Origin of the sequence: Microbacterium sp. LMX7-1.2 (assembly GCF_040675935.1) — a bacterium.
GTDB lineage: Bacteria > Actinomycetota > Actinomycetes > Actinomycetales > Microbacteriaceae > Microbacterium.
In genome coordinates, this window is record NZ_JBEGIL010000001.1 from 3,104,534 (window position 1) to 3,131,341 (window position 26,808).

Sequence of the window (26,808 nt, forward strand, 5' to 3'; positions counted from 1 at the left end):
TTGTCAGGACGGCTGCCACCCGTACACTCGACGACAGCCGAATTCTTCATTCCGGCCTCGGCGCGCCCGATTCCCCCGACAGGGCCGCCCTGGGCGGCATCCCATTCCCCCCGTGAGATGCCGCCCTTCTCCGTCTCCGGTCGCCTTTATCCGTTGACGGTCGACCTCGGTGCGTTTCATCTCTCCTGCACGGATGCCGTCCACGAGGTGTTCTGCACAGCCGCCGGCGATGCGCGCGGAGGGAAGATCCCGGCGGCGGATCCCGTGCGTACCGTCGGGGCATGAGCGAACCGTTCGTCATCGAACCCCGGGTGCGGGAGGGCCTCGACGACCGTGGCGCGCTCGAGCTCGACCCCGCCTTCGGTCCTCTCGCAGTGCACTGCGCCGACGACGAGGTGACGGACGTGTTCGTGAACGGCGCGACGGGCCTGTTCGTCGACCGAGGTCACGGGGCGCAGCCCGTCGCGGGATGGCGAGCGTCCGAGCGTGAGGTGAGGGACCTCGCCGTCGCGCTCATCGCACTCGGCGGACGGCATCTCGACGACCAGGCGCCGTGCGTCGACGTACGACTCGTCTCCGGGATCCGCGTGCACGCCGTGCTCGCCCCCGTCGCCGCATCGGGCACCGCGCTGTCGATCCGCATCCCGCGGGTGCGCGCGGCCGATCTCGAGGCGCTCGCCGCCCTCGGAGCATTCGACGCGCGACAGCATCGCCGCCTGCGCGACATCGTGGAGCGCCGGACCAACGTCCTCATCTCGGGAGGGACCGGGACCGGGAAGACCACGCTGCTGTCGGCACTGCTGACCGCGGCGCCCGACTCCGAGCGGGTCGTCACGATCGAGGACGTCGCCGAGCTCCGTCCCCGGCATCCGCATCACGTGGCCCTGGAGGCCCGACAGCCCAACCTCGAAGGCGCCGGCGGGATCAGTCTCGCCCGGCTCGTGCGCGAATCGCTGCGGATGCGGCCCGATCGACTGGTCGTCGGGGAGTGCCGCGGCGAGGAGGTGCGCGAGCTCCTCAGCGCCCTCAACACGGGGCATGACGGGGGAGCGGGGACCCTGCACGCGAGCGGCCTGTACGACGTGCCCGCACGGTTGGAGGCGCTCGGCGCCCTCGCCGGCCTCGATGCGACCGCGCTCGCGCGGCAGGCGGTGAGCGCGTTCGGCATCGTGCTGCACCTCGACAGAGCGCCGGACGGCCGTCGTCGAATCGCCTGTGCGGGGACCCTCCGGCTGTCGCGCGATCGTCTGGCTGTGGAGGAGGTGCAGGGATGGTGAGGGCATCGCCCGCGCCGGCAACCGAGGTCTCGGATGCCGCGGACACCGTGCAGACCCTCGCGGTGCTGCTGCAGGCGGGGGCCGCGCCGACGGTGGCATGGCGCCATCTCTCCGACGTCGGCGACCGGACCGCCGCGGCGATCGTGAGCACGGTCGATCGCGGCGCCACGCTGGTCGGTGCGATCGAGGCGCAGAAGGGAGCCTGGTGCGATGTCGCGGCTGCGTGGGAGATCGCGAGCGTGGTCGGGGCACCGCTCGCCGACGTGCTGCGCTCGATCGCCGGCTCGCTGCGCGACGCGGCGACAGCGGCGGACGACGTGCGGATCGCGCTGGCGGAGCCCGCCGGGACCGCGCGGATGCTGCTCTGGATGCCCCTGGCCGGACTTCTGCTCGGTTTCGCGTTCGGCTTCGACACGGTCGGCGTGATCCTCGGCACTCCGGCCGGCGGGGCGTGCGTCGTGCTCGGCCTCCTGTTCGTGTTCGCCGCACGGCTCTGGACATCTCGGCTGCTGCGGCGCGCACGACCGGAACCGGGCACCCCGGGGCTGCGGTCCGAGCTGGTCGCGGTCGCGCTGTCGGGCGGCGTCTCGATCGAACGAGCGCTGGCCCTCGTCGCAGACGTCAGTGCGTCGCTCCCTGCCGACGCCCACCACGACGAGCGGCTGCGCTCGGTCCTCGAGCTGTCGCGCGCAGCAGGGGTTCCCGCCGTCGAGCTGCTCCGCGCGACCGCTGCGCACGAGCGCCACGCGGCGCGTGTGCGGGGACGGCTCAGAGCAGCGGCCCTGTCGACGCGGCTCCTCGTGCCGCTCGGAGTGTGCACGCTGCCGGCCTTCCTCCTCCTCGGCGTCGCTCCGCTGCTGCTGAGCGTTCTGGGATCCACTCAGCTGCCGATCTGACGACACCACCGGGCCTTATGCCCCCCATTCGGACGCCTTCGCGTCCCCGACACAGAGAGTAAGGACACACCATGATCACCGCACACACGACGACCGCTGCGCACAGGATGACCACCGAGAACCGGACCGCGACCGCGAGCGGGGGAGGCGGCGCGACCACCGGGACGACCATGAGCTGCTCGGGTGGTGCTCTTCCGAGCCTCACGCGCCGACGCGCCGCCGACCTCTTCGGCGACGAGAGCGGCGCGGCCACTGCCGAGTACGCGATCACCACCATGGCCGCCGTGGCGTTCGCGGGATTGCTCGTGGTCATCATGAGGTCCGACGAGGTGCGCGGGATCCTCACCGATCTCGTGCGACGCGCGCTCACGGTGTCGTGATGAGTGCACGACATCGCCACCGTCGGTCGCGCCGACATCCCCTTCCCGACGACCGCGGTTCGGCCGCCGCCGAGCTCGCGCTCGCGCTCCCGGCCGTCGTGCTCACCGTCCTGCTCGGGATCGGTGCGCTGAATGCGGCGGCACGCCAGGTGGCTCTTCAGGACGCTGCGTCCGATGCGGCGCGACTGCTCGGACGAGGTGAGGATGCCGGCGCGGCGGCGGCCGCGGTGTCCGAGGCGGCCATGCTCCTGCTCCGGATCACACTGCAGGCGTCGAGCTGCGCGCTCGACGGCGGGCGGTGACCCCGTGGCGGGCACAGCGCTCTCCGCGGGAGTGCTCGCGGTCGTCGCCGCGCTCGCGCTGGGCCTCGCTGCCGCAGGCGGAGCGGCGGTCACGGCGCAGCGCGCCGCGGGTGCGGCCGATGCGGCGGCGCTCGCCGCAGCGGATGCGGCGAGCGGGGCGATCCCGACGGTCGACACCCCGTGCGGCCTGGCTGCGCGCATCGCCGCGGCCTCGCACACGCGCCTCGTGGAATGCACCGTGACCGGCCTCGTGGCGACCGTGCGTGTCCAGGCGGCGTACGCTGGACTCGCCGCCGTCTCCCGAGCCCGCGCCGGGCCGCCCGAGGACAGATGACGGCGGCGCGAAGCGCTGTCCCGCTCCCCGTGGGCCGCCGCTGTGACCAACCCATCACAGCGGTGTGTATGGTGTGCTTCGAAGAAAGGATGCTCCCTTGGCTCAAGGCAAGAAGCTCGTCATCGTCGAGTCTCCGACGAAGATGCGGTCGATTCAGGGGTACCTCGGCGACGGATACGAGGTGCTCAGCTCGGTCGGGCACATCCGCGACCTCGCCGACAAGAAGGACATCCCCGCGGCTGACAAGCAGGCGTACGGGAAGTACTCGATCGACGTCGACAACGACTTCGACCCGTACTACGTCGTCTCCGACCGCAAGACGAAGACCGTCGCCGAACTCAAGCGAGCTCTCAAGTCCGCCGACGAACTCCTGCTCGCCACTGATGAGGACCGCGAGGGCGAAGCCATCGCCTGGCACCTCCTGGAGACGCTCAAGCCGAAGATCCCGGTCAAGCGCATGGTCTTCCACGAGATCACCAAGGACGCGATCCAGGCCGCCGTCGGCAAGACCCGCGAGCTCGACATCGACCTCGTCGACGCGCAGGAGACCCGCCGCATCCTCGATCGTCTCTACGGCTGGGACGTGTCGCCCGTGCTCTGGTACAAGGTCAAGACGGGTCTGTCCGCAGGCCGCGTGCAGTCTGCCGCGACGCGCATGATCGTCGACCGTGAGCGTGAGCGCATGGCCTTCGTGTCCGCGGAGTACTGGGACGTGGAGGCGCTCGCCTCCTCGTCCTCCGGATTCCGCGTGCGCCTGGTGCGCGTCGATGGCGGCCAGCTCGCCCGCGGAACCGACTTCGACGACCTCGGGACGCTCAAGAAGGCCGTCGTCGTCCTCGACGAGAAGAAGGCGGCAGCGCTCGCTCAGGCCGTCGAGACCGCCGGCGTCGGCACGGTCACCAAGGTCGAGGCGAAGCCGGGAACCCGCAGCCCCTACGCGCCCTTCACGACCTCCACCATGCAGCAGGAGGCGGGTCGCAAGCTCTCGATGAGCGCCAAGCAGGCGATGAGCGTCGCCCAGCGCCTCTACGAGAAGGGGTACATCACCTATATGCGCACCGACTCCACGGCGCTCAGCACCCAGGCGGTGCAAGCGGCGCGGAGCCAGGCCGTGTCGTTGTACGGCGACAGCGCCGTGCCGCTCAAGCCGCGGGTCTACAAGTCCAAGAGCAAGAACGCGCAGGAGGCGCATGAGGCGATCCGCCCCTCGGGGGAGAACTTCCGCACGCCCTCCTCGGTGTCGTCCGAGCTCGACCGCGAGGAGTTCCGCCTCTACGACCTCATCTGGAAGCGCACGGTCGCTAGCCAGATGGCCGACGCGAAGTACGAGACCACGACCGTCACGATCGCGGTCGACGCCGGGGGCCAGAACGCGGAGTTCACGGCATCCGGCACCGTCTACACGTTCAAGGGGTTCCTCGAGGCGTACGAGGAGGGGCGCGACGAGAAGCGCAACTCCCAGGACACGTCCGACGACCAGTCGCTCCCCGCCGTCGCCGTGGGCGACGAGCTCGGGATGTCGGATGCCGAGGCCAAGGGGCACCGCACGACGCCGAAGCCGCGCTACACCGAGGCGTCCCTCGTCAAGGCGCTCGAGGAGCACGGTATCGGCCGCCCCTCGACGTTCGCGAGCATCATCGGCACCGTGATCGACCGCGGCTACGCGACCAAGCGCGGCCAGGCGCTCGTGCCGACCTGGCTCGCGTTCAGCGTCGTGCGTCTGCTCGAAGAGCACTTCGCCGACCTGATCGACTACGACTTCACTGCCGCGCTGGAAGACGACCTCGACGCGATCGCGCGCGGCGAGCAGAAGCGCGTCGAATGGCTGCGCTCGTTCTACTACGGCTCCGACTCGCAGGTCGGACTGCGTCAGGTCGTCGACAACCTCGGCGAGATCGACGCGCGCGCGCTCAACTCGACGCGCATCACCGACACGGCGACGCTGCGGTTCGGCAAATACGGCCCCTACCTCGAGGTCGCGAACCCCGATGCGCCGGACGAGAAGCCGCGCATCGTGAACGTCCCGGAGGATCTCGCCCCCGACGAGCTCACGGCGGACAAGGCGCAGGAGCTCATCGACGCCCCCGTCGCCGGCGACCGTGTGCTCGGCGTCAACCCCGACAACGGGAAGGTCGTGGTCGTCAAGGACGGCCGCTTCGGCCCGTACGTGCAGGAGAACGAGCCCGTCTCCGAGGACGCGGACGTCGACGAGGCCACCGGCGAAGTCGTCGAGAAGCCCAAGCCGAAGCGCGGGGCGAAGAAGGAGACGGCGCCCAAACCGCGCACGGGCTCGCTGTTCCGCTCGATGTCGGTCGACACGATCGATCTCGACACGGCCCTGCAGCTGCTCAACCTGCCGCGCGTCGTGGGAGCCGACCCCGAGTCCGGCGACGAGATCACGGCGCAGAACGGGCGCTACGGTCCCTACTTGAAGAAGGGCACCGACTCCCGGTCGCTGGAGAGCGAGTCGCAGATCTTCGACATCACCCTCGACGAGGCGCTCGCGATCTACGCCCAGCCGAAGTACGGCGCGGGATCCCGGCGTGCGTCGAGCGCGCTGGCGGAATTCGAGGCCGACCCCGTGAGCGGCAAGCCCATCCGCATCCGTGACGGGCGCTTCGGCGCCTACGTGACGGACGGCGAGACGAACGTGACGATCCCGCGCGGCCAGAAGCCGGAGGACATCACGTTCGAGATCGCCGTGCAGATGCTCGCCGACAAGCGCGCGAAGGGGCCGGCCCCCAAGCGCGGCGCCCGCGGCGCGACAGCCAAGAAGGCTCCCGCCAAGAAGGCTCCCGCCAAGAAGGCTCCCGCCAAGAAAGCCCCGGCGAAGAAGGCTCAGACGGATGCCGAGAAAGCCGCCGCTCGCTCGGCTGCGGCGAAGAAGGCCGCGGCGACCCGAGCCGCGAACGCGGCGAAGAAGAGCGCGGAGTGAGCAGACCGACGCGAGGTGACGACTCATCCGTGACCGCCGAGCGCGGGATATGGATCACGCTCGAAGGGGGTGACGGGTCGGGCAAGACCACCCAGGCCGACCTGCTCGCGACCTGGCTCGAAGAGGCCGGGCGCACCGTCGTCCGCACTCGGGAGCCCGGCGGCTCGGAGGTCGGACAGCTGATCCGCGACATCGTGCTGCACCACCGCGGCGACATCGCGCCCCGCGCCGAGGCGCTGCTGTACGCGGCGGATCGCGCGCACCACGTCGCCACGGTCGTCCGCCCGGCGCTCGCGCGCGGCGAGGTCGTGCTCCAGGACCGCTACCTCGACTCGTCGGTGGCGTACCAGGGCGCGGGCAGGGTGCTCGACGGCACCGAGATCCGGAACCTGTCGCTGTGGGCGGCCGAGGGGGCGCTGCCCGACCTCACCGTGCTGCTCGACCTCGCTCCGGAGGTCGCACGGGTGCGACTCGATTCCGCGGACAAGCCGTTCGACCGTCTCGAGGCCGAGAAGAACGAGTTCCACGCCCGGGTGCGCGAGGCCTACCTGGCGCTCGCCGCCGCCGAGCCCGAGCGGTTCCTGGTGGTCGACGCCACCCTGTCGCCCGAGGACCTCGCGCAGCGGATCCGCGCGCGGATCGTCGAAGCCCTCGGGTGATCACAACCGTGGCGACAGCATCCGGCGGTGCCGATTCGCAGGATGCCGCGCACGTCGGTGCTCCCGATTAGGCTGAGTGCATGACGCAGACCCTCGCCGCCCCTTTCCCCTGGGCGGACGTGTGGGGTCAGGATGCGGCGGTCGAGACGCTGCGGGGCGCCGCATCGGATCCTGCCGCGCTGTCGCATGCGTGGCTCATCACCGGCCCGCCGGGATCGGGCAGGTCGACGCTCGCGTACGCCTTCGCCGCCGCACTCGTCGCGGATCGTCCCGACGACGAGGCGACCATGCGCCAGGTGCTGGCCGGGACGCATCCCGACGTCACGGCGCTCCGCACCGACAAGGTGATCATCACGATCGCCGAGGCGCGCTCCCTCGTCGAGCGCTCCTACTTCGCTCCGTCGGCCGGTCGCTATCGCGTGATCGTCGTCGAGGACGCGGACCGCATGGTCGAACGCACCTCGAACGTTCTCCTCAAGGCTCTCGAGGAGCCGCCCGAGCAGACCGTCTGGATCCTCTGCGCGCCGAGCGAGGCGGACCTGCTGCCCACCATCCGTTCACGCGTGCGGTCGCTGCGGCTGCGTGAGCCCGATGTCGCAGACGTCGCGCGTCTGATCACGATGCGCACGGGGGTAGACGAGGCGATCGCGGAGCAGGCGGCGCGACACGCGCAACGGCACATCGGCATGGCCCAGCGCCTCGCCACAGACGAGTCCGCACGCCGCCGTCGCGACGACACGCTGCGATCGGTTCTCGGGGTGCGGGGCGTGAACGACGCGGTCGAGGTCGCCGGACGCATCATCCAGGCTGCGACAGACGATGCGAAGGCTCTCACTGCCGAACGCGACGCCGCGGAGCGGGCGACGCTGCTGCGCACCGTCGGCATCGCGGAGGGGCAGGCCGTGCCCCCGGCTCTCCGCTCGCAGATCTCCGCCCTGGAGGACGAGCAGAAGAAGCGCGCGACCCGGAGCCTGCGCGACGGCATCGACCGCGTGCTCACCGACCTCCAGTCGCTGTTCCGCGACGTCGTGATGCTGCAGTTCGGCCGCGACTCCGAGCTGATCAACCGCGAGCTCCACGCCGAACTCGCCGCCCTCGCGGCCGCGTGGCCCGAGACCCGCACCCTCGTCGTGCTCGACCACCTGGCGGACACCCGTCAGTCGTTGGAGCGCAACGTCGCACCACTGCTCGCCCTCGAGAGCTTGCTCGTGACCGTCACGAGCGGGAGGACACCGTGAACACTCGATCGACTTCTCGCCTGCGACGCGTCCTCGGGGCGGTCGCCGGCCTCGCCGTGGCATCCGTCGCCCTGTCCGGATGCCTGTACTCGATGATCCCGGAGGGGGCGGAGTCGAAGCCCTCCGTCACGAAGGCGCCGGACACGGAGGGCGTCGCAGCAGACCTCCTGCCCTTCTACGATCAGACGCTCACCTGGACCGACTGCGGCGGGACGGGCTTCGACTGCACCGATGTGACGGCACCGCTCGACTGGGAGAACCCGGGGGCGGGCGAGATCACGCTGTCGGTCGTGCGTCACCAGGCGACAGGGACCGCGCAGGGCTCGCTGCTCACCAACCCCGGCGGCCCCGGCGCGAGCGGCGTGGAGCTCATCCGCGACAGCCTCGACTTCGCTGTCGGCGCCGACCTCATCGAGAACTTCGACGTCATCGGGTTCGACCCCCGCGGTGTCGGCGACTCGACGGCCGTGAGGTGCTTCGACGCGGCCCAGATGGACGACTACCTCTACTCGATCCCGACGGCACCTCGCGGCAGCGCCGAGTGGGAGACCGAGCTGCTCGAGGGTCACAAGGCGTTCGCGGATGCGTGCGAGGCCAACAGCGGCGGCATCCTGCCGTACATCACGACCATCAACGCGGCGCGGGACATGGATCTCCTCCGTGCGGTGCTGGGGGACACCCAGCTCAACTACCTCGGCTACTCGTACGGCACCTTCCTCGGCGCGACGTACGCGAACCTGTACCCGGAGAAGGCCGGTCGGCTCGTGCTCGACGGGGCGATCGACCCTGCGGTGTCCGGCCTCGACGTGGGCGCGACGCAGGCGCTGGGCTTCGAATCCGCGCTCCGCGCCTACATGCAGGACTGCCTCGACTCGGGCCAGTGTCCGTTCTCGGGGTCCGTCGACGACGCGATGGCCGACCTCGGGGCGCTGCTCGCGAGCGTGGACGCGATGCCGCTGAAGAACGGCGACGGACGGATGCTGGGCGCAGACGCGCTCATGACCGCCATCATCGCCGCGCTGTACTCGGCCGACAGCTGGACCTACCTCACGCAGGCGTTCGACGAGGCGCTGCAGGGCGACCCGTCGACGGCCTTCCTGCTCGCCGACTTCTACAACGGGCGGGAGAACGGCTCCTACCTCGACAACTCCTCCGAGGCCTTCCGTGCGTACAACTGCATGGACTATCCGGTGGAGAACGACCCTGCGGCCGAGGCGGCGACGAATGCGAAGATCGCCGAGGGCGCCCCGACCATCGCCCCGTACTGGGCCGGTCCCGACTCCTGCTCCGTCTGGCCGTACCCGCCCACCGGCACGCGCGGCGAGATCACGGCCGAGGGGGCCGGCCCCATCGTCGTGGTCGGCACGACCAACGACCCGGCGACCCCGTACGAGTGGTCGGAGTCCCTCGCCGACCAGCTCTCGGAGGGCGTCCTCATCACCCGCGTGGGGGAGGGGCACACGGGCTACAACAAGGGCAACAGGTGCGTCGACAGCGCCGTGGAGGCGTTCCTCCTCGACGACACGGTGCCCGAAGACGGACTGCGCTGCGAGTGAGTCGGTCTCGATTCGCGGTGCGGCCCCAGAACGGGTAATATCGATGATCGCGCCGCTTTAGCTCAGTCGGCAGAGCATTTCACTCGTAATGAAAAGGTCGTCAGTTCGATTCTGACAAGCGGCTCCACCAGGCCCCGTGATGCGAAGAACATCACGGGGCCTTCTGGTATCCCGCCCCGGGTCGCACGGGCGTACGCTCGGAGCATGAGCAGAGCGCTTCTGATCGTCGACGTCCAGAACGACTTCACCGAAGGCGGTGCACTCGCTGTCGCCGGAGGCGATGCGGTCGCCTCCGCGGTGTCGGCCTTCCTCGCGACGCACGCCGGCGGGTACGACGTCGTCGTCGCGTCGCGGGACTGGCACGACGCGACCGGCGACAACGGCGGCCATTTCGCCGAACAGCCCGACTTCGTCGACACGTGGCCGGTGCACTGCGTCGCGGGGACCGATGGTGCGGAGTACGACACCCTGCTCGTCACCGATGCCATCACGCACCATGTGCACAAGGGGCAGGGCGAGCCGGCCTACTCGATGTTCGAGGGCGCCACCGTCTCCGGCGAGACCGTCGGCGCGCTGCTCACGGCGGCCGGCGTGCTGAGCGCCGATGTGGTGGGACTCGCCACCGACCACTGCGTGCGCGCCTCGGCGCTCGACGCGATCGCGCACGGCGTGCACGTGCGCGTCTTCACCGACCTGATCGCCGGGGTCGGGGCGGAATCCAGCGAGGCCGCGCTCGCCGAGCTCGTGCACGCGGGGGCCGTCCTCGCGGAGAGCCGCGACGCGTGAGCCGCAGCGTCCTGCTCCTGCGCGCCGTCAACGTGGGCGGTCGCGGAACGGTGCCGATGGCGCGGCTGCGCGAGGTGCTCGCCCCCGAGCTGGGCGACGACATCTCGACGTACATCGCGAGCGGGAACGTCATCTGCGAGCATCCGGAGGACCCGGTTGCCGCCTGTGCCCGTGTCCGCGCACTGATCTCCGCGGAGTTCGACGTCGACACCCCGGTGATCCTGCGCACCCACGACGCGCTCGAGAAGGCGTTGAGCCGGGTTCCCTTCGAGGACACCTCCGAGAAGATGCTGCACGCGATGTTCCTCGAGGCGGCGCCGAAGGCCGGAGCGCTCGACGCGCTGCGCGAACGTCTCGTACCGGGGGAGCGCATCGCTCTCGTCGGTCACGACCTCTGGATCGACTACGGCGAGAGCGGTGTGCAGGGCACCAAGCTCACGAAGGCCGTTCTCGACCGGGCGCTCGGTGTCGCCGGGACGGCGCGCAATCTGCGCACGACGCGAAAGCTGCTCGACCTCACGGCGTGACCGGGGTCAGGCGGGGAGCTCCGCGCTGAGCGCCACCGGGGGCATGGTCGACCGAGCCTGCAGATCGACGCGTCGCGTGCCGCAGTCATGGCAACGGACGTAGACGACCACACCCTCGCTCGTCGAGTGGCGGGATTCGGCGATCCAGGCGTGCTCGTGCGGCCGAGTGGTCTGGTGGGGGATCGGAAGCGTGTGCAGGGAGGTCATGTCACCAGCGTGATGTAATGGCCTTATGCATCTCAACCCTTACGGAGAGTACGCCGTTCTCCTCGCGGCATCCCTCGCCGACGACTGGCCGGAGGATCGCGCGGGAATCGAGCGCCGCACCCTCGACATGGGCATGACGATGACGTTCCCGGTCGAGTCCGACGACCATGCCCGCGTTCGAGAGGTCATCGACGACTGGCTGCGGATCGTCGACGAGACCGATCCCGTTGCGCGTGCGCGACTGCTCAACGCGCAGATGGCTCAGGCCGCCGCCTATCCGCGCCTCACGGACCACGACGGGGAGGGATGGCACCTGCACTACCGGGACGACGTGCAGTCGCTGCCGTTCGTGCTGCGCGCGATCATCGCGGTCGGCACCTCCCTGCATCTCGTCACGCGAGGCATGGACCGTCTCGCGCGCTGCGCAGCGGCTCCCTGCACGAACGTCGTGGTCGACGTCACCCGCAACGGCCGCCAGCGATTCTGCTCGGTGCGCTGCGCGAACAGAGCGGCGGTCCGCCGCCATCGCGCCCGAGCGAGCGGATGACGGCGGACCGCCGGATGCTGAGGGTCAGGCCGTCTGCTCGGAGTGCTTGCCCTCGGAGATCTCCTCGACGAGCTTGGCGTTGAACGCCGGCAGGTCGTCCGGGGTGCGGCTGGACACGAGGCCGTTGTCGACCACGACCTCTTCGTCGACCCAGTCGGCCCCCGCGTTGCGGAGGTCCGTCTTCAGGCTGGGGTAGCTCGTGAGCGTGCGTCCGTCGACCACACCGGCCTCGATGAGGATCCACGCGCCGTGGCAGATGACGGCCACGGGCTTGTGCTGCTCGAAGAAGGTGCGTGCCAGCGCGATCGATGGCTCGTCCATCCGCAGATGGTCGGCGTTCACGACGCCACCGGGCAGCACGAGCGCGTCGAACTCGTCGGCGGACGCGGAGGCCGCGGTGAGGTCGACGTGCTGCACGTGGCCGTTCTTGCCCGTGATCTGCTGTCCATCGGGGGCGATGAGCGTCGCGCTCGCGCCCTCGGCCTGCACGGCCTCCCACGGGCTGGTCAGCTCGCTGTCCTCGAATCCGTCGGTCGCGAGGAATGCCACTCGGCTGTCGGTCAGAGTCGCCATGATGCGTCCTTTCGTGGGGGTCTCGCCCCCGGTTCTCGGGGACGTCTCGACTCTCTCGCAGGAGGCGGGTGCCCGAAAGGGGGTGGCCCCGTCGCACCCTGGATGCTAGATGGTTGCGCCGCCGACGTGACGGTTCGCCTGCTCTGCCATCACGCGCGACCGCCAGTTCGCGCCCATTCGCTCGTACGTCGCGATCGCATGGCAGTTGCGACAGCGGACGTCGCACTTGGTGATCTCGGTGAGCAGAGCTTCGCCTGAGAAGCCGTTGCGGACCATCGCCATCACGCCATCCCGCTTGGACTCCCCGGGCCGGTGGTCGAAGTCGAGGACGCGGATGTCGGATGTCCCGCAATCGACGCAGGGGTGCGTCAGAGGATGTGCGGCGACGAGGGCGGTTGCAGCGGCACGCTGAGCCGTCGTCCGTGCGCGCACCACGGCAAGATGGTGGTCTCGGTTTCGCCGGTAATACCGGCGTGAGGACTCCCGATTGCAATCGCGGCAGACCTCCTGAAGTCCGTCGGATCGGGAGGCCTTGCGGTTGAAATCCGCCCGCGTCTTGGTGACTCCGCACGATCCGCATCGCCGCGCATCATCGTTCGCATCAGACCCGGACATGGCGCTCCTCACTGCGGTGCGCCGAGGGTAGCGCGAAGCGCCGACATCCGTATCGTCCTACTGGTGGGCCCTGTGGGGATCGAACCCACAACCCGCGGATTAACCTGCCACTTCGGCTTTCGCCGCCATCCGTTCGGATGTTCGTGGTCTGGACTGTCCCTTCACCCTGGCTTGCGCTGTAGGTGCCACCCGTCCAGTCTCTACACCTTCCGGACCGAGGTCCGGCTTGGCTCGGGATCGCCATCTGTCTCCAGGAAGGGTTCCCCGACTTTGAGTGGTGTCATCCCCGGTGTTTCCCCCGGGGCGCTCCTATTTCGTTGAAGTCCGCTGCTCTGCCAATTGAGCTAAAGGCCCGTGCGTCGACCGTGAGGCCGACCCACACCATCCTAGCCTGCCTTGCCCTTCACCCCACCGCCCGCCCGCGGGGGCGCGAAGAAGGGGCCGCCGACGAAACTCCCATCGTCGACGACCCCTCGCGTCTCACCGTCCTCCCCCTGAGTGGTGAGACATGTGCCGAGCGTTACGCTCGGCCACCGTTGATCACATCGGGGGCATCAGCACCGAGTCGATCAGGTACACGGTCGCGTTGGCCGTGGTGACACCACCGCAGATGACCGAGGCGGAGTCGTTGACCATGATGTCGTCGCCGCTGCCGGTGACGGTGAGGTCAGCACCCTGCACGGTGGCGTGCGTGCCGTCGATGTCGGACGGAGCGATCTGGCCGGGAACCACGTGGTACGTGAGGATCGACGTCAGGGTCGCGCTGTCGGTCTTGAGCCCCTCGATCGTCGCGGGGTCGATCTTCGCGAAGGCGTCGTCCACCGGCGCGAAGACCGTGAACTCGCCGCCGTTGAGAGTGTCGACGAGGTTGACGTCGGGGTTCAGCTGGCCGCTGACTGCTGCTACGAGCGTCTTCAGCAGCGGGTTGTTGGACGCCGCGGTGGCGACCGGGTCCTTGGACATGCCCTCGACCGAGCCGGCGCCGTCCGGCACGGCCTCAGCGTATGCGGCGCAACCGGGGCCGACGAGGTCGCCCATGGCCGGGTCCATCGTCTCGGGAGCCGTCGACTCCGACGTCTCGGGTGCCGAGGACTCCATCGGCTCGTCAGAGGATCCGCCCATGGAACATCCGGCGAGCACGAACGCGCTTGCCAGACCGAGGGTGATCGCTGCGGTGATCTTCTTCTTGGTGCTGAACATCTCGAGCTCCTTCAGAACTGTGTGCCGCGGCCTCTCCGCGGCGTTGACAGGTGTTCGGAACCCCTCCGAGATCGGATGGGAAAAAGTTCGGATCGATTTTCCGACCCCTCGAACCAATCCGTTCTCCGTATGTGCTGCGAAGAGTCAGAGACAGATGGATCTTTTCCCTCACGTTCCGGTGACGGTTGCGCGGGAAAGGGAGGTGAATGCGGCATGCTGGTAGAGATGGTCATCGACGGTATGGACGTACCCGAGGACGGTACGGCACGGGATGCTGTCGCCGACCTCCTCCTTCGCGTCAGCGACGGAGACGAGCGCGCGTTCGCCGATCTGTACGACTCGCTCTCCAGCCGGGTGTTCGGCCTGATCCTCCGCGTCCTGGTGAACCGTTCGCAGAGCGAAGAGGTGCTGCAGGAGGTCTTCCTCGAGATCTGGCAATCCGCTTCCAAGTTCGCTCCGAACAAGGGGCAGGGAAGGACCTGGATCATGACGATCGCGCACCGCCGTGCGGTCGACCGGGTCCGAGCATCCCAGTCCAGCGCGGACCGGGACGTGAAGGCCGGGTACCGGGACATCGGCGTCGCGCACGACAGTGTCGCGGAGCGGGTGGAGTTGGGGATCGAAGGCGAGAAGGTCGTGAACGCTCTCGCTGGACTTCCCGAGGCGCAGCGCGAGGCTCTCGTGCTCGCGTACTACGGCGGATACAGTCAGAACGAGGTTGCAGCGCTCGTAGGAGCGCCGCTGGGGACGATAAAGACACGGATGCGGGACGGGCTCAGCCGCCTGCGCATCGCACTGGGGGTGACAGCAGCATGAACGACAGCGAATTCAGGGAACTCGCGGCAGGGGCGGCGCTCGGCGCGCTGTCTCCCGACGACCAGCAGCGCTATCAGGCGGCGCTCGCGACGAACGCGGAATGGGGTGACGACGTGAACGCAGATGCCGAGACCGCGGCGCTTCTCGCATACGCGGCGACTCCCGTCACACCGCCCGCGTCGATCCGTGCCTCCTTGCTCGAGCGCATCGCCACGACGCCGCAGAACGGGGAGTCCTACGTCGCCCCCGTGCAGACTGCGGAGGAGCCGGCGGCTCACTCCGTCGACGACCTGCCGCAGCTCGCCGAGGAAGGCTCGAGCCGACACGTGCGCGCCGCGCACGCCAAGCGTCCGGTGCGCCCGATGCGCATCCTGTTCGCGCTCGCCGCATGTCTCGCGCTGCTCGTGGGCGTCGGACTCGGGACCGCCGCGCTCAACGACTACCTGAACCGGCCGGCGAGCGTCGTCGCCCTCGACGACATCCGCGGCGCGGACGACGCCCAGCAGGCGACCGTCGAGCTCGCCGACGGCGGCACGGCGACCGCCCACTGGTCGGCGTCCCTGGGCACCGCGGTGCTCGTCGCCGACGGCATCGCCTCGCTGCCCGACGACGAGACCTATGAACTCTGGTTCGTGCGCGGTGACGCCCCGGTCTCGGCCGGCGTGTTCGACGCCGAGCAGGGCGGCGCCACCGCGCTGCTCAAGGGCGAGATGCACGAGGGTGACGCGATCGCCGTCACGGTGGAGCAGGCGGGGGGCTCGCCGAGCGGCACCCCCACCTCGGAGCCCATCGTCGTGATCCCGACCGCCTGACGCCGCGACGCGCGTACCCTGGAGTGATGCCCGAGCAGTTCTCCCGCCCCGTGCGTCGTCCCTCCAGCGCCTTCGACAACATCGTCGGCACCCACGACCCCGCCGAGGAGACGCGGATCGCGCACGCGACGGCATCCGCTCTCCTCGCCAGGGTGCGCGCCGACGAGAGCGGTACGAGTGCGGACCGCCTCGTCGCCTTCACCGACGAGCACGGCATCGACGAGATCGCCGAGCTCTGGTCGAAGGCCCCGTCGCGCACGCTCCCCGGCGCGCTCTGGAGGCTCTACCTGCTGCAGCTCGCGATCCACGCCGACCCGCAGACCGCTGCGCTGCTGTACGAGCGCGGACGGGTCGAGCTCTCGTCAGCGGATGCAGTGATCGCCGGTGCCCCGGTGCCGGCGAACCCCGACGAGCTCGTGGCATTGATCGACACGATCCTGCGCGGGGCGTTCCGCGGGGACTTCGCCGTCGCGCTCGATCGGGCCGCCGCGTTCTGCCGCGTGCAGTCCTCGGGCGCGACGCACACGGCCGACGACTACGAGGCCACGGAGCCCGCGCGAGCGAGCGAGCTCACGACCCGGGCGCTCCGGCTCAGCAGCTACGCGCAGGATCTCTCGGCGTCGGCGGTGCTCTGGCGGATGGGTTCGCTCGCCTGAGAGGGCGCGCCGTACCCGTCGCTGCCGGGTATGAGAAGACCGGGCCGCAAGAACGCCTCTCGGCGGAAGGCCGCTCGCAGCGGCGAAAATTGGAGCCCGGGGTTATGCGGCCCGGCCTGTACCAGTGTAACGCGATGCGGCGGCGGGTATTCCCCGCGTCGTAGGCTCTGAGCATGGCCCAGCGATTCGCCCTCATGATCGACCCTGCCGACGCCGACAGCACCCGCACCGACTTCGCCGACACGTTCACCGCCGTCGACGCCGCCGCCCCCGCGCTCAGCGTGGGCGAGCTCAGCACGCAGCGCGGCGACGGAGTCTTCGAGTCGATCGGCGTGATCGACCGCCATGCGCAGGAGGTCGTGCCGCACCTGGAGCGCCTCGCGCACTCCGCGCGGCTGTGCGATCTGCCGACGCCGAACCAGGCCCAGTGGCACCAGGCCATCGACGTGGCGGCGGCGGACTGCGGCGACGGCGAGTACGTGATCAAGCTCATCCTCAGCCGCGGCGTCGAGCACGGACCCACCCCGACGGCCTGGGTCACGGTGGCCCCCGCCGCCGATTTCTCGACGGTCCGCAACCACGGCGTACGGGTCGTGACGCTCGACCGCGGCTACGACCTCGACGTCGCGCAGAACGCCCCCTGGCTGCTGCTCGGCGCCAAGACCCTGTCGTACGCCGTGAACATGGCCGCGCTGCGCGAGGCGCACCGTCGCGGCGCCGATGACGCCGTGTTCCTGTCCCGCGACGGCTACGTGCTCGAGGCGCCGACGGCATCCCTCATCCTGCGGTTCGGCGACCGCTTCGTCACCCCGGCGCCGAACGGCGGCATCCTGCACGGCACGACGCAGCTGAGCGTGTACGAGCATCTCGCCGCGCGCGGATTCACGGCGGAGTATGCCCGCATCCCGGCATCCGATCTGCCGACGGCCGACGCCGCCTGGCTGGTGTCGAGCGTGCGCCTGGCCGCCCCGATCACGGCGGTCGACGGGGCCGAGCTCGCGGTCGACCACGTCCTGACGCGCGAGCTCAACGAGTACCTCCTGTCGCCCCGTGACTGAGGGCCGGCCGCCGGTCTCCGGGGACACGCACTGCTGAGCGCAGACGACGAACGCCGTGCGACCGGAGGGTCGCACGGCGTTCGACAGGCGGATGCTTACCCGAAGCGTCCCGAGACGTAGTCCTCGGTCGCCTGGATCGACGGCGTCGTGAAGATCGTCGACGTGTCGTCGTACTCGATGAGCTTGCCGGGCTTGCCGGTGCCGGCAATGTTGAAGAACGCGGTCTTGTCGGAGACCCGGCTCGCCTGCTGCATGTTGTGCGTCACGATCACGACCGTGTACTGGGTCTTGATCTCGGCGATGAGCTCCTCGATCGCGAACGTCGAGATCGGGTCGAGGGCCGAGCACGGCTCGTCCATGAGGATCACGTCGGGGGAGACGGCGATCGCACGGGCGATGCACAGACGCTGCTGCTGGCCGCCCGAGAGGCCCGATCCCGGCTTGTCGAGACGGTCCTTCACCTCGTTCCAGAGGTTCGCCCCGCTCAGTGACTTCTCGACGAGCGCGTCCTGGTCGCTCTTCGACATGCGCGAGTTGTTGAGCTTGACGCCCGCGAGCACGTTCTCCTTGATCGACATCGTGGGGAACGGGTTGGGGCGCTGGAAGACCATGCCCACCTGGCGGCGGACGAGCACCGGGTCGACGCTCGCGCCGTACAGGTTCTTGCCGTCGATCAGCACCTCGCCCTCGACACGCGCGCCGGGGATGACCTCGTGCATGCGGTTCAGGGTGCGGAGGAAGGTCGACTTGCCGCATCCCGACGGGCCGATGAACGCGGTGACGGTGTTGGGCTTGATGTCGATGCTGACGCCCTCGACGGCGAGGAAGTCGCCGTAGTAGACGTTGAGGTCGTTGACTTCGATGCTCTTGGACACGAGAGATCCTTCTTGTTCTGTCGGGTGGGACGGCTCAGCGGCCGGCAGTCTTGGGGGCGAACACCTTGGCGATGATCCTCGCGAGGAGGTTCAGCACCATGACGATCACGATGAGGGTGAGGGCGGCGGCCCAGGCCCGGTCGAGGTAGGCGTCGACCGGGATGCCGGGATACTTGGCCTGCATGTAGGAGAACACGGGCAATGTCGCCATCTGCCCGCTGAACATGTTCGTGTTCATGCCCTGGACGATGCCGACGGTCAGGAGCAGCGGCGCGGTCTCGCCGATCACGCGCGAGATCGCGAGCATGATCGACGTCGTGATGCCGGCGATCGCCGTCGGGAGGACGACCTTGAGGATCGTCAACCACTTCGGCACGCCGAGCGCGTAGGCCGCCTCGCGCAGCTCGTTCGGGACGATGCGCAGGAGCTCCTCCGAGCCGCGCACCACGACCGGGATCATGAGCACCGACAGGGCGAGCGAGCCCATGATGCCCATGCGCGTCCCGGGCCCCACGAGGAGCGCGAACACCGAGTAGATGAACAGACCCGCGACGATCGAGGGGATGCCGGTCATGACGTCCACGAGGAACGTGATGCCGCGCGCGAGCTTGCGCCCCTCGCCGTACTCGACCAGGTAGATCGAGGTCATCAGGCCGATCGGCACCGAGATGATCGTGGCGCCGAGCGTGATCAGGAGCGTCCCCCAGATGGCGTGCACGGCGCCGCCGCCCTCGCCGACGATGTTGCGCATCGAGAAGCTGAAGAACTCTCCGTCGAAGCGCATCAGGCCGTTCACGACGACCGTGTACAGGAGCGAGATGAGCGGGAGGAGCGCGACCACGAAGGCGCCGGAGACGAGAGCCGTCATGAGGCGGTCGACCGCATGGCGGCGGCTCTCGACCACGGACGAGATCACGAAGATCAGCGCCATGTAGAACAGCAGACCCACGACGAGCGTGAGGGCGATGTTGAAGTCGGCGGGGTCGCCGCCGGCGTTCATGAAAGCGAAGATCGCCGCGGATACCGCGAAGGCGACGCCGAGCAGAGCCCAGGGGCCCCACGTGGGCAGGTGGCCGGCCGAGGTCGTGTGCGTGGTCGCCGCGACCGGGGTGGGGGTCATGGTGGCGGTCATGTCAGTTGGCTCCCGAGAACTCGGCGCGACGCGAGACGATCCAGCGGGCGATGAAGTTGACCGCGAAGGTCACGATGAACAGGATCAGACCCGCGGCGATGAGGGTGTTGACTCCCTCGTCGTGGGCCTCGGGGAAGCGGAGGGCGATGATCGCGGGGATCGTCGTCGGGTTCTCCGGGTTGATCAGGTTGAAGGTGATGATGCCGAGCGGCGACAGCACGAGGGTCACGGCCATCGTCTCGCCGAGAGCACGGCCGAGGCCGAGCATCGCGCCCGAGACCATGCCGCTGCGGGCGAAGGGGAGCACGGCCATGCGGACCATCTCCCAGCGCGTGGCGCCGAGCGCCAGGGCTGCCTCCTCGTGCAGCTTCGGCGTCTGCAGGAACACCTCGCGGCAGATGGCGGTCATGATCGGGAGGATCATGACCGCGAGCACGAGGGATGCCGTGAGGATTGTCTTGCCGGTGCCCGAGGGCGTGCCGCCGAAGATCGGGATCCAGCCGAGGTTCTCGTTCAGCCACTTGTAGAAGGGCACCAGCATCGGGGCGAAGGTGAGGGCACCCCAGAGACCGAAGACCACGGAGGGGACCGCGGCGAGCAGGTCGATGATGTAGCCGAGCACGCCGGCCAGGCGGCGCGGCGCGTAGTGGGAGATGAAGAGCGCGATGCCGATCGCGATGGGCGCCGCGATGACGAGGGCGATGAGGCTCGACCACAGCGTGCCGAACACGAAGGGCCACACCCAGGACAGGAAGGACTGCCCTTCGAGGATGTGGTTGTTCGAGGTGTCGGGCGACAGCGCGGGGATCGCCTGGACGATGAGGAAGATCGCGACCGCGGCGAGGGTGATGAGGATGACGATGCCGGCGCCGAGCGCGGTGCCGGAGAAGACGAGGTCGCCCCGGCGGCGCAGCGTGGTGCGCGACTGGGGGGAACGGGTATCGGGTCCCGCCTGGGTGGTGGTCATCTGAGCTGCTCCACGGTGTGCTCTGAGGGGCTTTCGGGTGTTCTCATGCGGGTGCCCCCGGGTGTCGGTCGAGGTCCTGTCGACCGACACCCGGGGGCGTCGGGACCGGAGCTCAGCGAGTGGCTGAGCGTCCGATCACTCGGTGACGATCGCGTCGATCGCGGTGTTGATCTGGTCGCGCAGGCTGTCCGAGATCGGGGCGCTGCCCGCGGCCTCGGCGGCTGCATCCTGGCCCTCGGCCGAGGCGACGTACTGGAAGTACGCCTTCACGAGACCGGCGGTCTCGGCGTCGTCGTACTCGACGCAGCCGATCAGGTAGGAGACGAGCGCGATCGGGTACGAGCCGGCCGGGGCGGCGGCCGGGTCGACCGCGAACGCGAGGTCGTGGTCCGAGCGGCCCTCTTCGAGCGGCGAGGCCTCGACGAGAGCGGCGGCGGCCTCGGCGGAGTACGCGACGTACTCGCCCTCGACCTGCACGGCGACCTGGCCGAGGTCCGCGGTGCGCGAGGCGTCGGCGAAGCCGATGTAGCCCGAGCCGTTGGTGATCGCGTCGACGACGCCCGAGGTGCCGTCGCCGGCCTCACCGGTCGACAGCGGCCACTCGTCGCTGGCCTCGTAGGTCCAGACGTCGGGGGCGACGGCGCTGAGGTACTTGGTGAAGGTCTCCTGCGTGCCCGAGGCGTCGGCGCGGTGCACGGGAACGATCGCCTGGTCGGGGAGCTCGACGCCCTCGTTCTGGTCGGCGATGGCCGGGTCGTTCCACTTGGTGATGGTGCCCGCGAAGATGCCCGCGATGGTCTTGCCGTCGAGGTTCAGCTCGTCGATGCCCTCGAGGTTGAACGCGACCGCGACGGGGGAGATGTAGACGGGGATCTCGACGATCTCGTCCGAGGCGCAGGAGCCGAAGCCGCCCTTGGCGAGCTCGTCGGCGTTGAACGCGCGGTCCGAGCCGATGAAGCTGGAGGAGCCGGCGATGAAGTTCTCGCGGCCGGTGCCCGAGCCGGTCGCCGTGTAGTTCACGGTGACGTCGGGGTTGGCGGTCTGGAAGGCGGCGACCCAGGACTGCTGCGCGGCCTCCTGCGAGGAGGCGCCGGTGGCGTCGAGGCTGCCGGACAGGGTGGAGTCGGTGGGAGCGTCGGACGACCCGCCGCTCGGCTCGTTCGCGGCGCAGCCGGCGAGAGCGAGAGCGGCGACGGCGCCGATGGCGCCGATACGTGCGATTCGGGAGATCTTCACTGTGGATCCTTCGATCATGGATGGGTGAGGCCCGGTGCAGGGCACACAGTGACGCTAGGTGCGGCGGTTAACGAGACTCGACCGCGCAGGTGAACGGGAGGTGAACGAGCGGCGACTCTCTAGGGTCGGCGGCGACGGTCGGAGGAGCCGCGTTCCCGGACCAGCACCGGGATCGGGCCACGGATCGGCGGTGGGATCAGACCTTGGGTGCGTGCGTCTCGATGGCGATGATCCCGGAACCGGGGTGGGAAGCGGAGAGGTGCACGACGGAGAAAGCACCCGGCTCGAGATCGGCGGCGCTCGAGATGTAGGAGCCCTGCATGGTGCCCGTCGCGAGAGCGATCTCCGACAGGATGCCGGGGAGCACGGGACCGTGGCTGCAGATCACGGCCGGCTTGCCGGCACGCACGCGGCGGCCGATGACCGAGCGCAGGTCGTCGGTGCCGTCCTCCCACGCGTCCTGACTGATCTTCTCGGTCTTCACGGGCTTGCGGTCGAGAGCCTTGGCGAGCGGCTTGACGGTCTGCACGCAGCGCACTGCGTCGCTCGTGACGATCTTCCGCACGCCGAAAGCGCGCAGCGGTCCGACGATGGAGTCGGCCTGACGGCGTCCTCGCTCGGTCAGCGGCCTGGCGGCATCCGCCCCGTCCCACTCCGAGCGGGGGAGTGCCTTGGCGTGCCGCAGCGCGACGACCGGGAACGTGCGCAGCACGCCGTCGTCGACGAGTTTCGCGAAGAAGTCGAGGATCTCGAGGTCGACGGGGTAGCTCAGGCGTGCGCGCGCCTTCTTGACGCTCACCCATTCGAGAGCGGCGATCTCGCGGTTCGGCACGAAGGTCGACGCCCGCACCGCGTCATCCGTCGCCTCCGCGGCCCAGTAGTGCACGACCTTCTGCTTGTTGGAGGGCAGATGGTAGCGGCTCACGCCCACCGGCACACCGAGCGAGACACGGATGCCGGTCTCCTCGTGCACCTCCCGCACGGCGGTCTCTGCGAGCATCTCGCCCGGGTCGACCTTGCCCTTGGGCAGCGTGATGTCGCGGTACTTGGTGCGATGGATCAGGAGGATGCGCAGCTTGCCGTCGATGACGCGCCACACCACGGCGCCCGCCGCGTAGACGGCCTTGTCCGTCCATTTCGCGCGGGTCGCGCCCTTCGCCGGTGCCTGCCGGACCGTCATCGCACCGCCCGGGCGCGGCGCCGCCGCTGGATCAACCCCATGGTCTTATCCTGCAGGTCGACGAGGGGGTTGCCCTCCGCATCCTCGGCGTGGCGCGTCCACACGCCCTCCGCGCCCAGGTGCCACGAGGTCGTCCCCGGGTCCATGGCGAGGTCGAAGAACGCGAGCAGCTCCGTCATGTGATTCGGGTCCGTCACCCGTACGAGTGCTTCGACTCGACGGTCGAGGTTGCGGTGCATCATGTCGGCGCTGCCGATGTAGATCTGCGGGTCGCCGTCGTTGTGGAACGCGAAGATCCGGGAATGCTCCAGGTACCGGCCGAGGATGCTGCGCACCGTGATGTTCTCGCTGATGCCCTCGAGGTCCGTGCGCAGGCTGCAGATGCCGCGCACCCACACGTCGACCTTCACGCCCGCCGCGCTCGCGCGGTACAGCGCGTCGATGATCTCCTCGTCGACCATCGAGTTGACCTTGATGCGGATGCCCGCGGGCTTGCCGTTCTCGGCGTTGCGGCGCTCGTGGTCGATCTGCCGGATGAGGCCCTTGCGCAGGTGCAGCGGGGCGACGAGCAGGCGCTTGAACTTCTTCTCGATCGCGTAGCCGCTGAGCTCGTTGAACAGGCGCGTGAGGTCCTTGCCGACCTGCGGGTCGGCCGTGAACAGTCCGAAGTCCTCGTAGATGCGACTGGTCTTCGGGTTGTAGTTGCCCGTGCCGATGTGCGAGTAGTGGCGCAGCACGCCCTCCTCCTCGCGGATCACGAGGGCGAGCTTGCAGTGGGTCTTGAGGCCGACGAGGCCGTACACGACGTGCACGCCGGCCTTCTCGAGCTTGCGCGCCCACACGATGTTGTTCGCCTCGTCGAAGCGGGCCTTGACCTCGACCAGCGCGAGCACCTGCTTGCCTGCTTCGGCCGCGTCGATCAGCGCCTGCACGATCGGACTGTCGCCCGAGGTGCGGTACAGGGTCTGCTTGATCGCGAGCACGTGCGGGTCGCGGGCCGCCTGCTCGAGGAACGCGACGACGCTGGTCGTGAAGGACTCGTAGGGGTGGTGCACGAGGACGTCGGACTTGCGGATCGCCTTGAAGATGTCGGCGCGGGTCTCGTTGCCCCCGGGCTGGAACGCCACGGGTGTCGTGGGCAGGTGCGGCGGGTAGCGCAGGTCCGGGCGGTCGATGCGCGAGAGGTCGAACAGGCCGCGCAGGTCGAGCGGTCCCGGGAGGCGGTAGACCTCCTGGTCGGTGATGTCGAGCTCGCGGACCAGCAGGTCCATCGTGACCTCGTCCATGTCGTCGGTGATCTCGAGGCGGATCGGCGGACCGAAGCGCCGCAGGCGCAGCTCGGCCTCGAGCGCCTGGATCAGGTTCTCGCTCTCGTCCTCCTCGATCACGACGTCCTCGTTGCGCGTGAGCCGGAACGCGTGGTGGTCGAGCACCTCCATGCCGGGGAACAGGTCGCCGAGGTGGTTGGCGATGAGCTCCTCGAGGCGCAGGAAGCGCTTGATCTCGCCGGCGCCGGGCACCTCGACGAAGCGGGGGAGCATGGGCGGCACCTTGAGGCGGGCGAACTCCTGACGCCCGGTGCGGGCGTTGCGGATGCGGATCGCGAGGTTCAGGGACAGACCGGAGATGTAGGGGAAGGGGTGTGCGGGGTCGACCGCGAGCGGCATGAGGACCGGGAACACCTGCGCCTGGAAGTACTCGGTGAGCCCGGAGCGCTCGTCGTCCGTGAGATCGGACCAGTCGGTCACCTCGATCCCGGCATCCGCGAGGGCGGGACGCACCAGCGACTTCCATGCGTCCGCGTGCCGCAGCTGCAGCGCGTGCGCCTCGCGGGAGATGTCGGCGAGCGCGTCGACGGGCGACCGGCCGATGTTCGTCGGCACGGCGAGGCCCGTCACGATGCGGCGCTTGAGGCCGGCGACGCGGACCATGAAGAACTCGTCGAGGTTGCTCGCGAAGATGGCGAGGAAGTTCGCCCGCTCGAGCTCGGGAAGAGACGGGTCCTCGGCGAGCTCGAGCACGCGCTGGTTGAACGCGAGCCAGCTGAGCTCGCGATCGATGTAGCGGTGGTCGGGCAGGAGCGAGTCCGGCGCCTCGATGGCGTCGAAGTCGTCGTCTTCGGCATCGCCGAGACCTGCGTCGGCGAGAGCGGGATCGATCATGGGGTACATCTAAGCACCGTGAGGTGACGCGCGTGTGAACGAAAGGCCGCGGTCAGCGGGTCGCGGGGACCGTCTCGTCCTCGTAGACGTTGAAGCGGTAGCCGACGTTGCGCACCGTGCCGATGATCTGCTCCTGGTCGCCGAGCTTGGCCCGCAGTCGCCGGACGTGCACGTCGACGGTGCGGGTGCCGCCGAAGTAGTCGTAGCCCCACACCTCGCTGAGCAGCTGCTCGCGCGTGAACACCCGTGAGGGATGCGTAGCGAGGAAGTGCAGGAGCTGGAACTCCTTGTAGGTGAGATCGAGCGGGCGTCCGTGGAGCTTGGCCGAGTAGGACTGCTCGTCGATCGTCACCCCGGATGCCTGCACCCGGGTGGGCTCGGCGACCTCGTCGCGTCGTGCGATCGCGAGGCGCACGCGGGCGTCGGTCTCGGCCGGGCCCGCGGTGGCGAGCAGCACGTCGTCGATGCCCCAGTCGCCGGACAGGGCGCTCATGCCGCCCTCCGTGACGACGAGCAGCAGCGGCGCCTCCTGGCCTGCCGCGCGCAGGAGACGGCACAGCGACTTGGCGCCGACGAGATCCTGACGGCCGTCCACGATCACGATGTCGTAGTCGGGGGCGCTCACGAGCTGCGCAGGCTCCGCGGGAATCTGCCGGATGCGGTGGCTGAGAAGCTCCAGCGCGGGGAGAACCGGCTCCGCGATCGGAGCATTGGTCAACACCAGCACCTGGGCCACGCGCACTCCTTCCGGACGGCGGGGGACGCCGTGGGGCCATGATACCGGGCGTCGAGAGGTGCGTTTCGCGCCGATGGGTGACAATGGAGTCATGACGGAACCTGCCCTCGCGCCGCGCAACGCGTTCGTCGGGGTGCTCGTCGTGTGGGGCGTCGCGTTCGCGGCGGCGATCGCGGTGGGCCTCTTCGTGCCCGAGGATTGGCGCGTGCCGTGGCTGATCGTGGCGTTCGGCGGCGTCGTCCTCCTGTCGTTCGCGGTGCAGCTCTGGTACGGGCGGACCCAGGGCTTCATCCTGCGCGTGGCAGGCGGCGCACTCGGTGCGCTGCTGGTGATGGGTGTCGTCTCGGTCGGCTTCGGTCTCGCCGCCCTCGTCTCCTGACGCGACAGCCGCGGGCGCGGAGGGTAAAGTGGTCGTCATGGACCTCATGGCTCTCGAACTCTTCTTCATCGGCCTGCTGGGCCTGGCGAGCCTCGCGATCGTTTTCGTCTCGGTCGTCGTGCTTCGCAACCTCTTCCGCGGTCAGCGCTGAGCCGACCGTGCTCGAGCTCCCCACGGATCTCCCCGCCGACCTCGCGCCGCTGTCGTGGCTGATCGGCGTGTGGGAGGGCACCGGCGTCATCGACTACCCGGTGGGCGATGAGCGCCTGCAGGGCGAGTTCACGCATCGCGTGAGCTTCAGCCATGACGGCGGTCCGTTCCTGAACTACTCAGCCACCGCGATCTTCACGCGGGACGAGGGCGAGACGTCTCTCCCTCTGGTCGCCGAGAGCGGCTTCTGGCGGCTGAGCCGTCCCGCGACCGACTCCGACGCGGGCCCCGGGCTCCTCCCTCCCGTCGCCGAGTCGTCGCCGCGCGGCGTCGACGACGTCGAGGCTCTGCGCGCGGCATCCGGCGGGTTCCCGATCGAGGTCTCGATCGCCCACGCCGACGGGATGCTGGAGCTGTACCTCGGCGAGATCAACGGCCCCCGCATCGACATCGCCACGGACGCCGTCGTGCGCGGCGCCGGCGCGAAGGAGTACGGCTCGGCCTCCCGCATGTACGGACTGGTCGACAACCACCTGCTCTGGGCGTGGGACATCGCCGCGCTGGGAACGCCGCTGCGCTCGCATGCGTCGGCCCGGTTGGCGAAGATCTGACATGGC

The 26,808-nt window shown here is 69.4% G+C and carries 29 protein-coding genes and 1 tRNA gene; 19 read left to right on the forward strand and 11 right to left on the reverse strand.

Annotated features, from left to right (window positions below; all coding sequences use genetic code 11):
• The first annotated feature begins 281 nt into the window (after positions 1-281).
• From MRBLMX7_RS15205 to MRBLMX7_RS15260, 12 genes are all read left to right on the forward strand, one after another.
• Positions 282-1,277 (forward strand): TadA family conjugal transfer-associated ATPase, encoded by a 996-nt coding sequence (locus tag MRBLMX7_RS15205; protein WP_363369735.1) that lies wholly within the window; start codon positions 282-284, stop codon positions 1,275-1,277.
• On the forward strand, positions 1,271-2,173 hold the full coding sequence (locus MRBLMX7_RS15210) for a type II secretion system F family protein (protein WP_363369737.1): 903 nt from the start codon (positions 1,271-1,273) through the stop codon (positions 2,171-2,173). Before MRBLMX7_RS15205 ends, MRBLMX7_RS15210 begins: the two co-directional genes overlap by 7 nt.
• A 170-nt stretch (positions 2,174-2,343) precedes the next feature.
• Positions 2,344-2,553, forward strand: coding sequence for a DUF4244 domain-containing protein (locus tag MRBLMX7_RS15215; protein ID WP_363370953.1), 210 nt, complete (start codon positions 2,344-2,346; stop codon positions 2,551-2,553).
• A complete protein-coding gene (locus tag MRBLMX7_RS15220; protein WP_363369739.1) occupies positions 2,553-2,855 on the forward strand; it encodes a TadE/TadG family type IV pilus assembly protein in 303 nt (100 codons plus the stop codon). Before MRBLMX7_RS15215 ends, MRBLMX7_RS15220 begins: the two co-directional genes overlap by 1 nt.
• A 4-nt stretch (positions 2,856-2,859) precedes the next feature.
• On the forward strand, positions 2,860-3,189 hold the full coding sequence (locus MRBLMX7_RS15225) for an Rv3654c family TadE-like protein (RefSeq protein ID WP_363369741.1): 330 nt from the start codon (positions 2,860-2,862) through the stop codon (positions 3,187-3,189).
• Between the two features lie 97 nt (positions 3,190-3,286).
• Positions 3,287-6,124 carry a type I DNA topoisomerase gene (gene topA, locus MRBLMX7_RS15230; protein ID WP_363369743.1) on the forward strand — a complete coding sequence of 946 codons (2,838 nt, stop codon included), beginning with the start codon at positions 3,287-3,289 and terminating at the stop codon, positions 6,122-6,124.
• A gap of 29 nt (positions 6,125-6,153) precedes the next feature.
• Positions 6,154-6,783 (forward strand): dTMP kinase, encoded by a 630-nt coding sequence (gene tmk, locus MRBLMX7_RS15235; RefSeq protein WP_363369745.1) that lies wholly within the window; start codon positions 6,154-6,156, stop codon positions 6,781-6,783.
• An 80-nt stretch (positions 6,784-6,863) separates the two neighbouring features.
• Positions 6,864-8,021, forward strand: a complete 1,158-nt coding sequence (locus MRBLMX7_RS15240; RefSeq protein ID WP_363369748.1) for a DNA polymerase III subunit delta' — start codon at positions 6,864-6,866, stop codon at positions 8,019-8,021.
• Positions 8,018-9,577: an alpha/beta hydrolase gene (locus tag MRBLMX7_RS15245; protein ID WP_363369750.1), complete on the forward strand. Its 1,560-nt coding sequence runs from the start codon at positions 8,018-8,020 to the stop codon at positions 9,575-9,577. The genes MRBLMX7_RS15240 and MRBLMX7_RS15245 overlap by 4 nt, the downstream gene beginning before the upstream one ends.
• 51 nt (positions 9,578-9,628) lie before the next feature.
• Positions 9,629-9,704: transfer RNA gene (locus MRBLMX7_RS15250), tRNA-Thr, on the forward strand.
• 77 nt (positions 9,705-9,781) lie between these two features.
• A complete protein-coding gene (locus MRBLMX7_RS15255; RefSeq protein WP_050722607.1) occupies positions 9,782-10,363 on the forward strand; it encodes an isochorismatase family protein in 582 nt (193 codons plus the stop codon).
• Entirely contained in the window at positions 10,360-10,890 is a 531-nt protein-coding gene (locus tag MRBLMX7_RS15260; protein WP_363369752.1) for a DUF1697 domain-containing protein, read from the forward strand. The genes MRBLMX7_RS15255 and MRBLMX7_RS15260 overlap by 4 nt, the downstream gene beginning before the upstream one ends.
• 6 nt (positions 10,891-10,896) lie before the next feature.
• Here the strand turns inward: MRBLMX7_RS15260 and MRBLMX7_RS15265 are convergent, their stop codons facing one another.
• Positions 10,897-11,097, reverse strand: a complete 201-nt coding sequence (locus MRBLMX7_RS15265) for a hypothetical protein (RefSeq protein ID WP_050722609.1) — start codon at positions 11,095-11,097, stop codon at positions 10,897-10,899.
• 25 nt (positions 11,098-11,122) lie between these two features.
• Between MRBLMX7_RS15265 and MRBLMX7_RS15270 the strand changes: the two genes are divergently transcribed.
• On the forward strand, positions 11,123-11,644 hold the full coding sequence (locus MRBLMX7_RS15270; protein ID WP_363369755.1) for a CGNR zinc finger domain-containing protein: 522 nt from the start codon (positions 11,123-11,125) through the stop codon (positions 11,642-11,644).
• Positions 11,645-11,668: 24 nt separating this feature from the next.
• Here MRBLMX7_RS15270 and MRBLMX7_RS15275 read toward each other — a convergent pair whose 3' ends face one another.
• The 3 genes from MRBLMX7_RS15275 to MRBLMX7_RS15285 all read right to left on the reverse strand — a co-directional run bounded on the left by MRBLMX7_RS15275 (position 11,669) and on the right by MRBLMX7_RS15285 (position 14,032).
• Positions 11,669-12,217, reverse strand: coding sequence for a type 1 glutamine amidotransferase domain-containing protein (locus tag MRBLMX7_RS15275; protein ID WP_363369757.1), 549 nt, complete (start codon positions 12,215-12,217; stop codon positions 11,669-11,671).
• A 105-nt stretch (positions 12,218-12,322) separates the two neighbouring features.
• A complete protein-coding gene (locus MRBLMX7_RS15280) occupies positions 12,323-12,652 on the reverse strand; it encodes a hypothetical protein (RefSeq protein ID WP_363369759.1) in 330 nt (109 codons plus the stop codon).
• Between the two features lie 720 nt (positions 12,653-13,372).
• Complete coding sequence (locus MRBLMX7_RS15285) at positions 13,373-14,032, reverse strand: fasciclin domain-containing protein (protein WP_363369761.1); 660 nt, start codon at positions 14,030-14,032, stop codon at positions 13,373-13,375.
• A 213-nt stretch (positions 14,033-14,245) separates the two neighbouring features.
• Between MRBLMX7_RS15285 and sigK the strand changes: the two genes are divergently transcribed.
• The 4 genes from sigK (at position 14,246) to MRBLMX7_RS15305 (ending at position 17,374) form a co-directional block, all read left to right on the forward strand.
• Positions 14,246-14,848, forward strand: a complete 603-nt coding sequence (gene sigK / locus MRBLMX7_RS15290) for an ECF RNA polymerase sigma factor SigK (protein WP_363369763.1) — start codon at positions 14,246-14,248, stop codon at positions 14,846-14,848.
• Entirely contained in the window at positions 14,845-15,660 is an 816-nt protein-coding gene (locus MRBLMX7_RS15295; RefSeq protein WP_363369765.1) for an anti-sigma factor, read from the forward strand. Before sigK ends, MRBLMX7_RS15295 begins: the two co-directional genes overlap by 4 nt.
• 26 nt (positions 15,661-15,686) lie before the next feature.
• Entirely contained in the window at positions 15,687-16,316 is a 630-nt protein-coding gene (locus tag MRBLMX7_RS15300) for a hypothetical protein (RefSeq protein ID WP_050722619.1), read from the forward strand.
• A gap of 173 nt (positions 16,317-16,489) precedes the next feature.
• Complete coding sequence (locus MRBLMX7_RS15305; protein ID WP_363369768.1) at positions 16,490-17,374, forward strand: aminodeoxychorismate lyase; 885 nt, start codon at positions 16,490-16,492, stop codon at positions 17,372-17,374.
• 95 nt (positions 17,375-17,469) lie between these two features.
• On the opposite strand, the gene pstB is transcribed toward MRBLMX7_RS15305, so the two are convergent.
• From pstB to MRBLMX7_RS15340, 7 genes are all read right to left on the reverse strand, one after another.
• Positions 17,470-18,249 (reverse strand): phosphate ABC transporter ATP-binding protein PstB, encoded by a 780-nt coding sequence (gene pstB / locus MRBLMX7_RS15310; RefSeq protein WP_050722621.1) that lies wholly within the window; start codon positions 18,247-18,249, stop codon positions 17,470-17,472.
• A gap of 34 nt (positions 18,250-18,283) precedes the next feature.
• Complete coding sequence (pstA, locus tag MRBLMX7_RS15315) at positions 18,284-19,381, reverse strand: phosphate ABC transporter permease PstA (protein ID WP_082297544.1); 1,098 nt, start codon at positions 19,379-19,381, stop codon at positions 18,284-18,286.
• 1 nt (position 19,382) lies between these two features.
• Positions 19,383-20,348, reverse strand: coding sequence for a phosphate ABC transporter permease subunit PstC (gene pstC / locus MRBLMX7_RS15320; RefSeq protein ID WP_363369770.1), 966 nt, complete (start codon positions 20,346-20,348; stop codon positions 19,383-19,385).
• A 135-nt stretch (positions 20,349-20,483) separates the two neighbouring features.
• Entirely contained in the window at positions 20,484-21,584 is a 1,101-nt protein-coding gene (gene pstS, locus MRBLMX7_RS15325; RefSeq protein ID WP_363369772.1) for a phosphate ABC transporter substrate-binding protein PstS, read from the reverse strand.
• 196 nt (positions 21,585-21,780) lie between these two features.
• The gene (locus MRBLMX7_RS15330) at positions 21,781-22,764 is read right to left on the reverse strand and encodes an NUDIX hydrolase (RefSeq protein WP_363369774.1); all 984 of its coding nucleotides are present in this window, start codon (positions 22,762-22,764) and stop codon (positions 21,781-21,783) included.
• Positions 22,761-24,926: an RNA degradosome polyphosphate kinase gene (locus tag MRBLMX7_RS15335; protein ID WP_050722625.1), complete on the reverse strand. Its 2,166-nt coding sequence runs from the start codon at positions 24,924-24,926 to the stop codon at positions 22,761-22,763. Before MRBLMX7_RS15335 ends, MRBLMX7_RS15330 begins: the two co-directional genes overlap by 4 nt.
• A gap of 52 nt (positions 24,927-24,978) precedes the next feature.
• Positions 24,979-25,662, reverse strand: coding sequence for a winged helix-turn-helix transcriptional regulator (locus MRBLMX7_RS15340; RefSeq protein ID WP_363369776.1), 684 nt, complete (start codon positions 25,660-25,662; stop codon positions 24,979-24,981).
• Positions 25,663-25,753: 91 nt separating this feature from the next.
• Here MRBLMX7_RS15340 and MRBLMX7_RS15345 point away from each other — a divergent pair, with 91 nt between their 5' ends.
• Complete coding sequence (locus tag MRBLMX7_RS15345; RefSeq protein WP_050722627.1) at positions 25,754-26,041, forward strand: hypothetical protein; 288 nt, start codon at positions 25,754-25,756, stop codon at positions 26,039-26,041.
• A gap of 158 nt (positions 26,042-26,199) precedes the next feature.
• On the forward strand, positions 26,200-26,802 hold the full coding sequence (locus tag MRBLMX7_RS15350; protein ID WP_050722628.1) for an FABP family protein: 603 nt from the start codon (positions 26,200-26,202) through the stop codon (positions 26,800-26,802).
• Positions 26,803-26,808: the final 6 nt, after the last annotated feature.

What these genes read in the sequence shown, in the direction of transcription:
- MRBLMX7_RS15205 (WP_363369735.1), top strand. Translation starts at nt 282, where the DNA reads ATGAGCGAACCGTTCGTCATCGAACCCCGGGTGCGGGAGGGCCTCGAC.
- MRBLMX7_RS15210 (WP_363369737.1), top strand. Translation starts at nt 1,271, where the DNA reads ATGGTGAGGGCATCGCCCGCGCCGGCAACCGAGGTCTCGGATGCCGCG.
- MRBLMX7_RS15215 (WP_363370953.1), top strand. Translation starts at nt 2,344, where the DNA reads ATGAGCTGCTCGGGTGGTGCTCTTCCGAGCCTCACGCGCCGACGCGCC.
- MRBLMX7_RS15220 (WP_363369739.1), top strand. Translation starts at nt 2,553, where the DNA reads ATGAGTGCACGACATCGCCACCGTCGGTCGCGCCGACATCCCCTTCCC.
- MRBLMX7_RS15240 (WP_363369748.1), top strand. Translation starts at nt 6,864, where the DNA reads ATGACGCAGACCCTCGCCGCCCCTTTCCCCTGGGCGGACGTGTGGGGT.
- MRBLMX7_RS15255 (WP_050722607.1), top strand. Translation starts at nt 9,782, where the DNA reads ATGAGCAGAGCGCTTCTGATCGTCGACGTCCAGAACGACTTCACCGAA.
- MRBLMX7_RS15265 (WP_050722609.1), bottom strand. Translation starts at nt 11,097, where the DNA reads ATGACCTCCCTGCACACGCTTCCGATCCCCCACCAGACCACTCGGCCG.
- MRBLMX7_RS15270 (WP_363369755.1), top strand. Translation starts at nt 11,123, where the DNA reads ATGCATCTCAACCCTTACGGAGAGTACGCCGTTCTCCTCGCGGCATCC.
- MRBLMX7_RS15275 (WP_363369757.1), bottom strand. Translation starts at nt 12,217, where the DNA reads ATGGCGACTCTGACCGACAGCCGAGTGGCATTCCTCGCGACCGACGGA.
- MRBLMX7_RS15285 (WP_363369761.1), bottom strand. Translation starts at nt 14,032, where the DNA reads ATGTTCAGCACCAAGAAGAAGATCACCGCAGCGATCACCCTCGGTCTG.
- sigK (WP_363369763.1), top strand. Translation starts at nt 14,246, where the DNA reads ATGCTGGTAGAGATGGTCATCGACGGTATGGACGTACCCGAGGACGGT.
- MRBLMX7_RS15295 (WP_363369765.1), top strand. Translation starts at nt 14,845, where the DNA reads ATGAACGACAGCGAATTCAGGGAACTCGCGGCAGGGGCGGCGCTCGGC.
- MRBLMX7_RS15300 (WP_050722619.1), top strand. Translation starts at nt 15,687, where the DNA reads ATGCCCGAGCAGTTCTCCCGCCCCGTGCGTCGTCCCTCCAGCGCCTTC.
- MRBLMX7_RS15305 (WP_363369768.1), top strand. Translation starts at nt 16,490, where the DNA reads ATGGCCCAGCGATTCGCCCTCATGATCGACCCTGCCGACGCCGACAGC.
- pstA (WP_082297544.1), bottom strand. Translation starts at nt 19,381, where the DNA reads ATGACCGCCACCATGACCCCCACCCCGGTCGCGGCGACCACGCACACG.
- pstC (WP_363369770.1), bottom strand. Translation starts at nt 20,348, where the DNA reads ATGACCACCACCCAGGCGGGACCCGATACCCGTTCCCCCCAGTCGCGC.
- MRBLMX7_RS15330 (WP_363369774.1), bottom strand. Translation starts at nt 22,764, where the DNA reads ATGACGGTCCGGCAGGCACCGGCGAAGGGCGCGACCCGCGCGAAATGG.
- MRBLMX7_RS15335 (WP_050722625.1), bottom strand. Translation starts at nt 24,926, where the DNA reads ATGATCGATCCCGCTCTCGCCGACGCAGGTCTCGGCGATGCCGAAGAC.
- MRBLMX7_RS15345 (WP_050722627.1), top strand. Translation starts at nt 25,754, where the DNA reads ATGACGGAACCTGCCCTCGCGCCGCGCAACGCGTTCGTCGGGGTGCTC.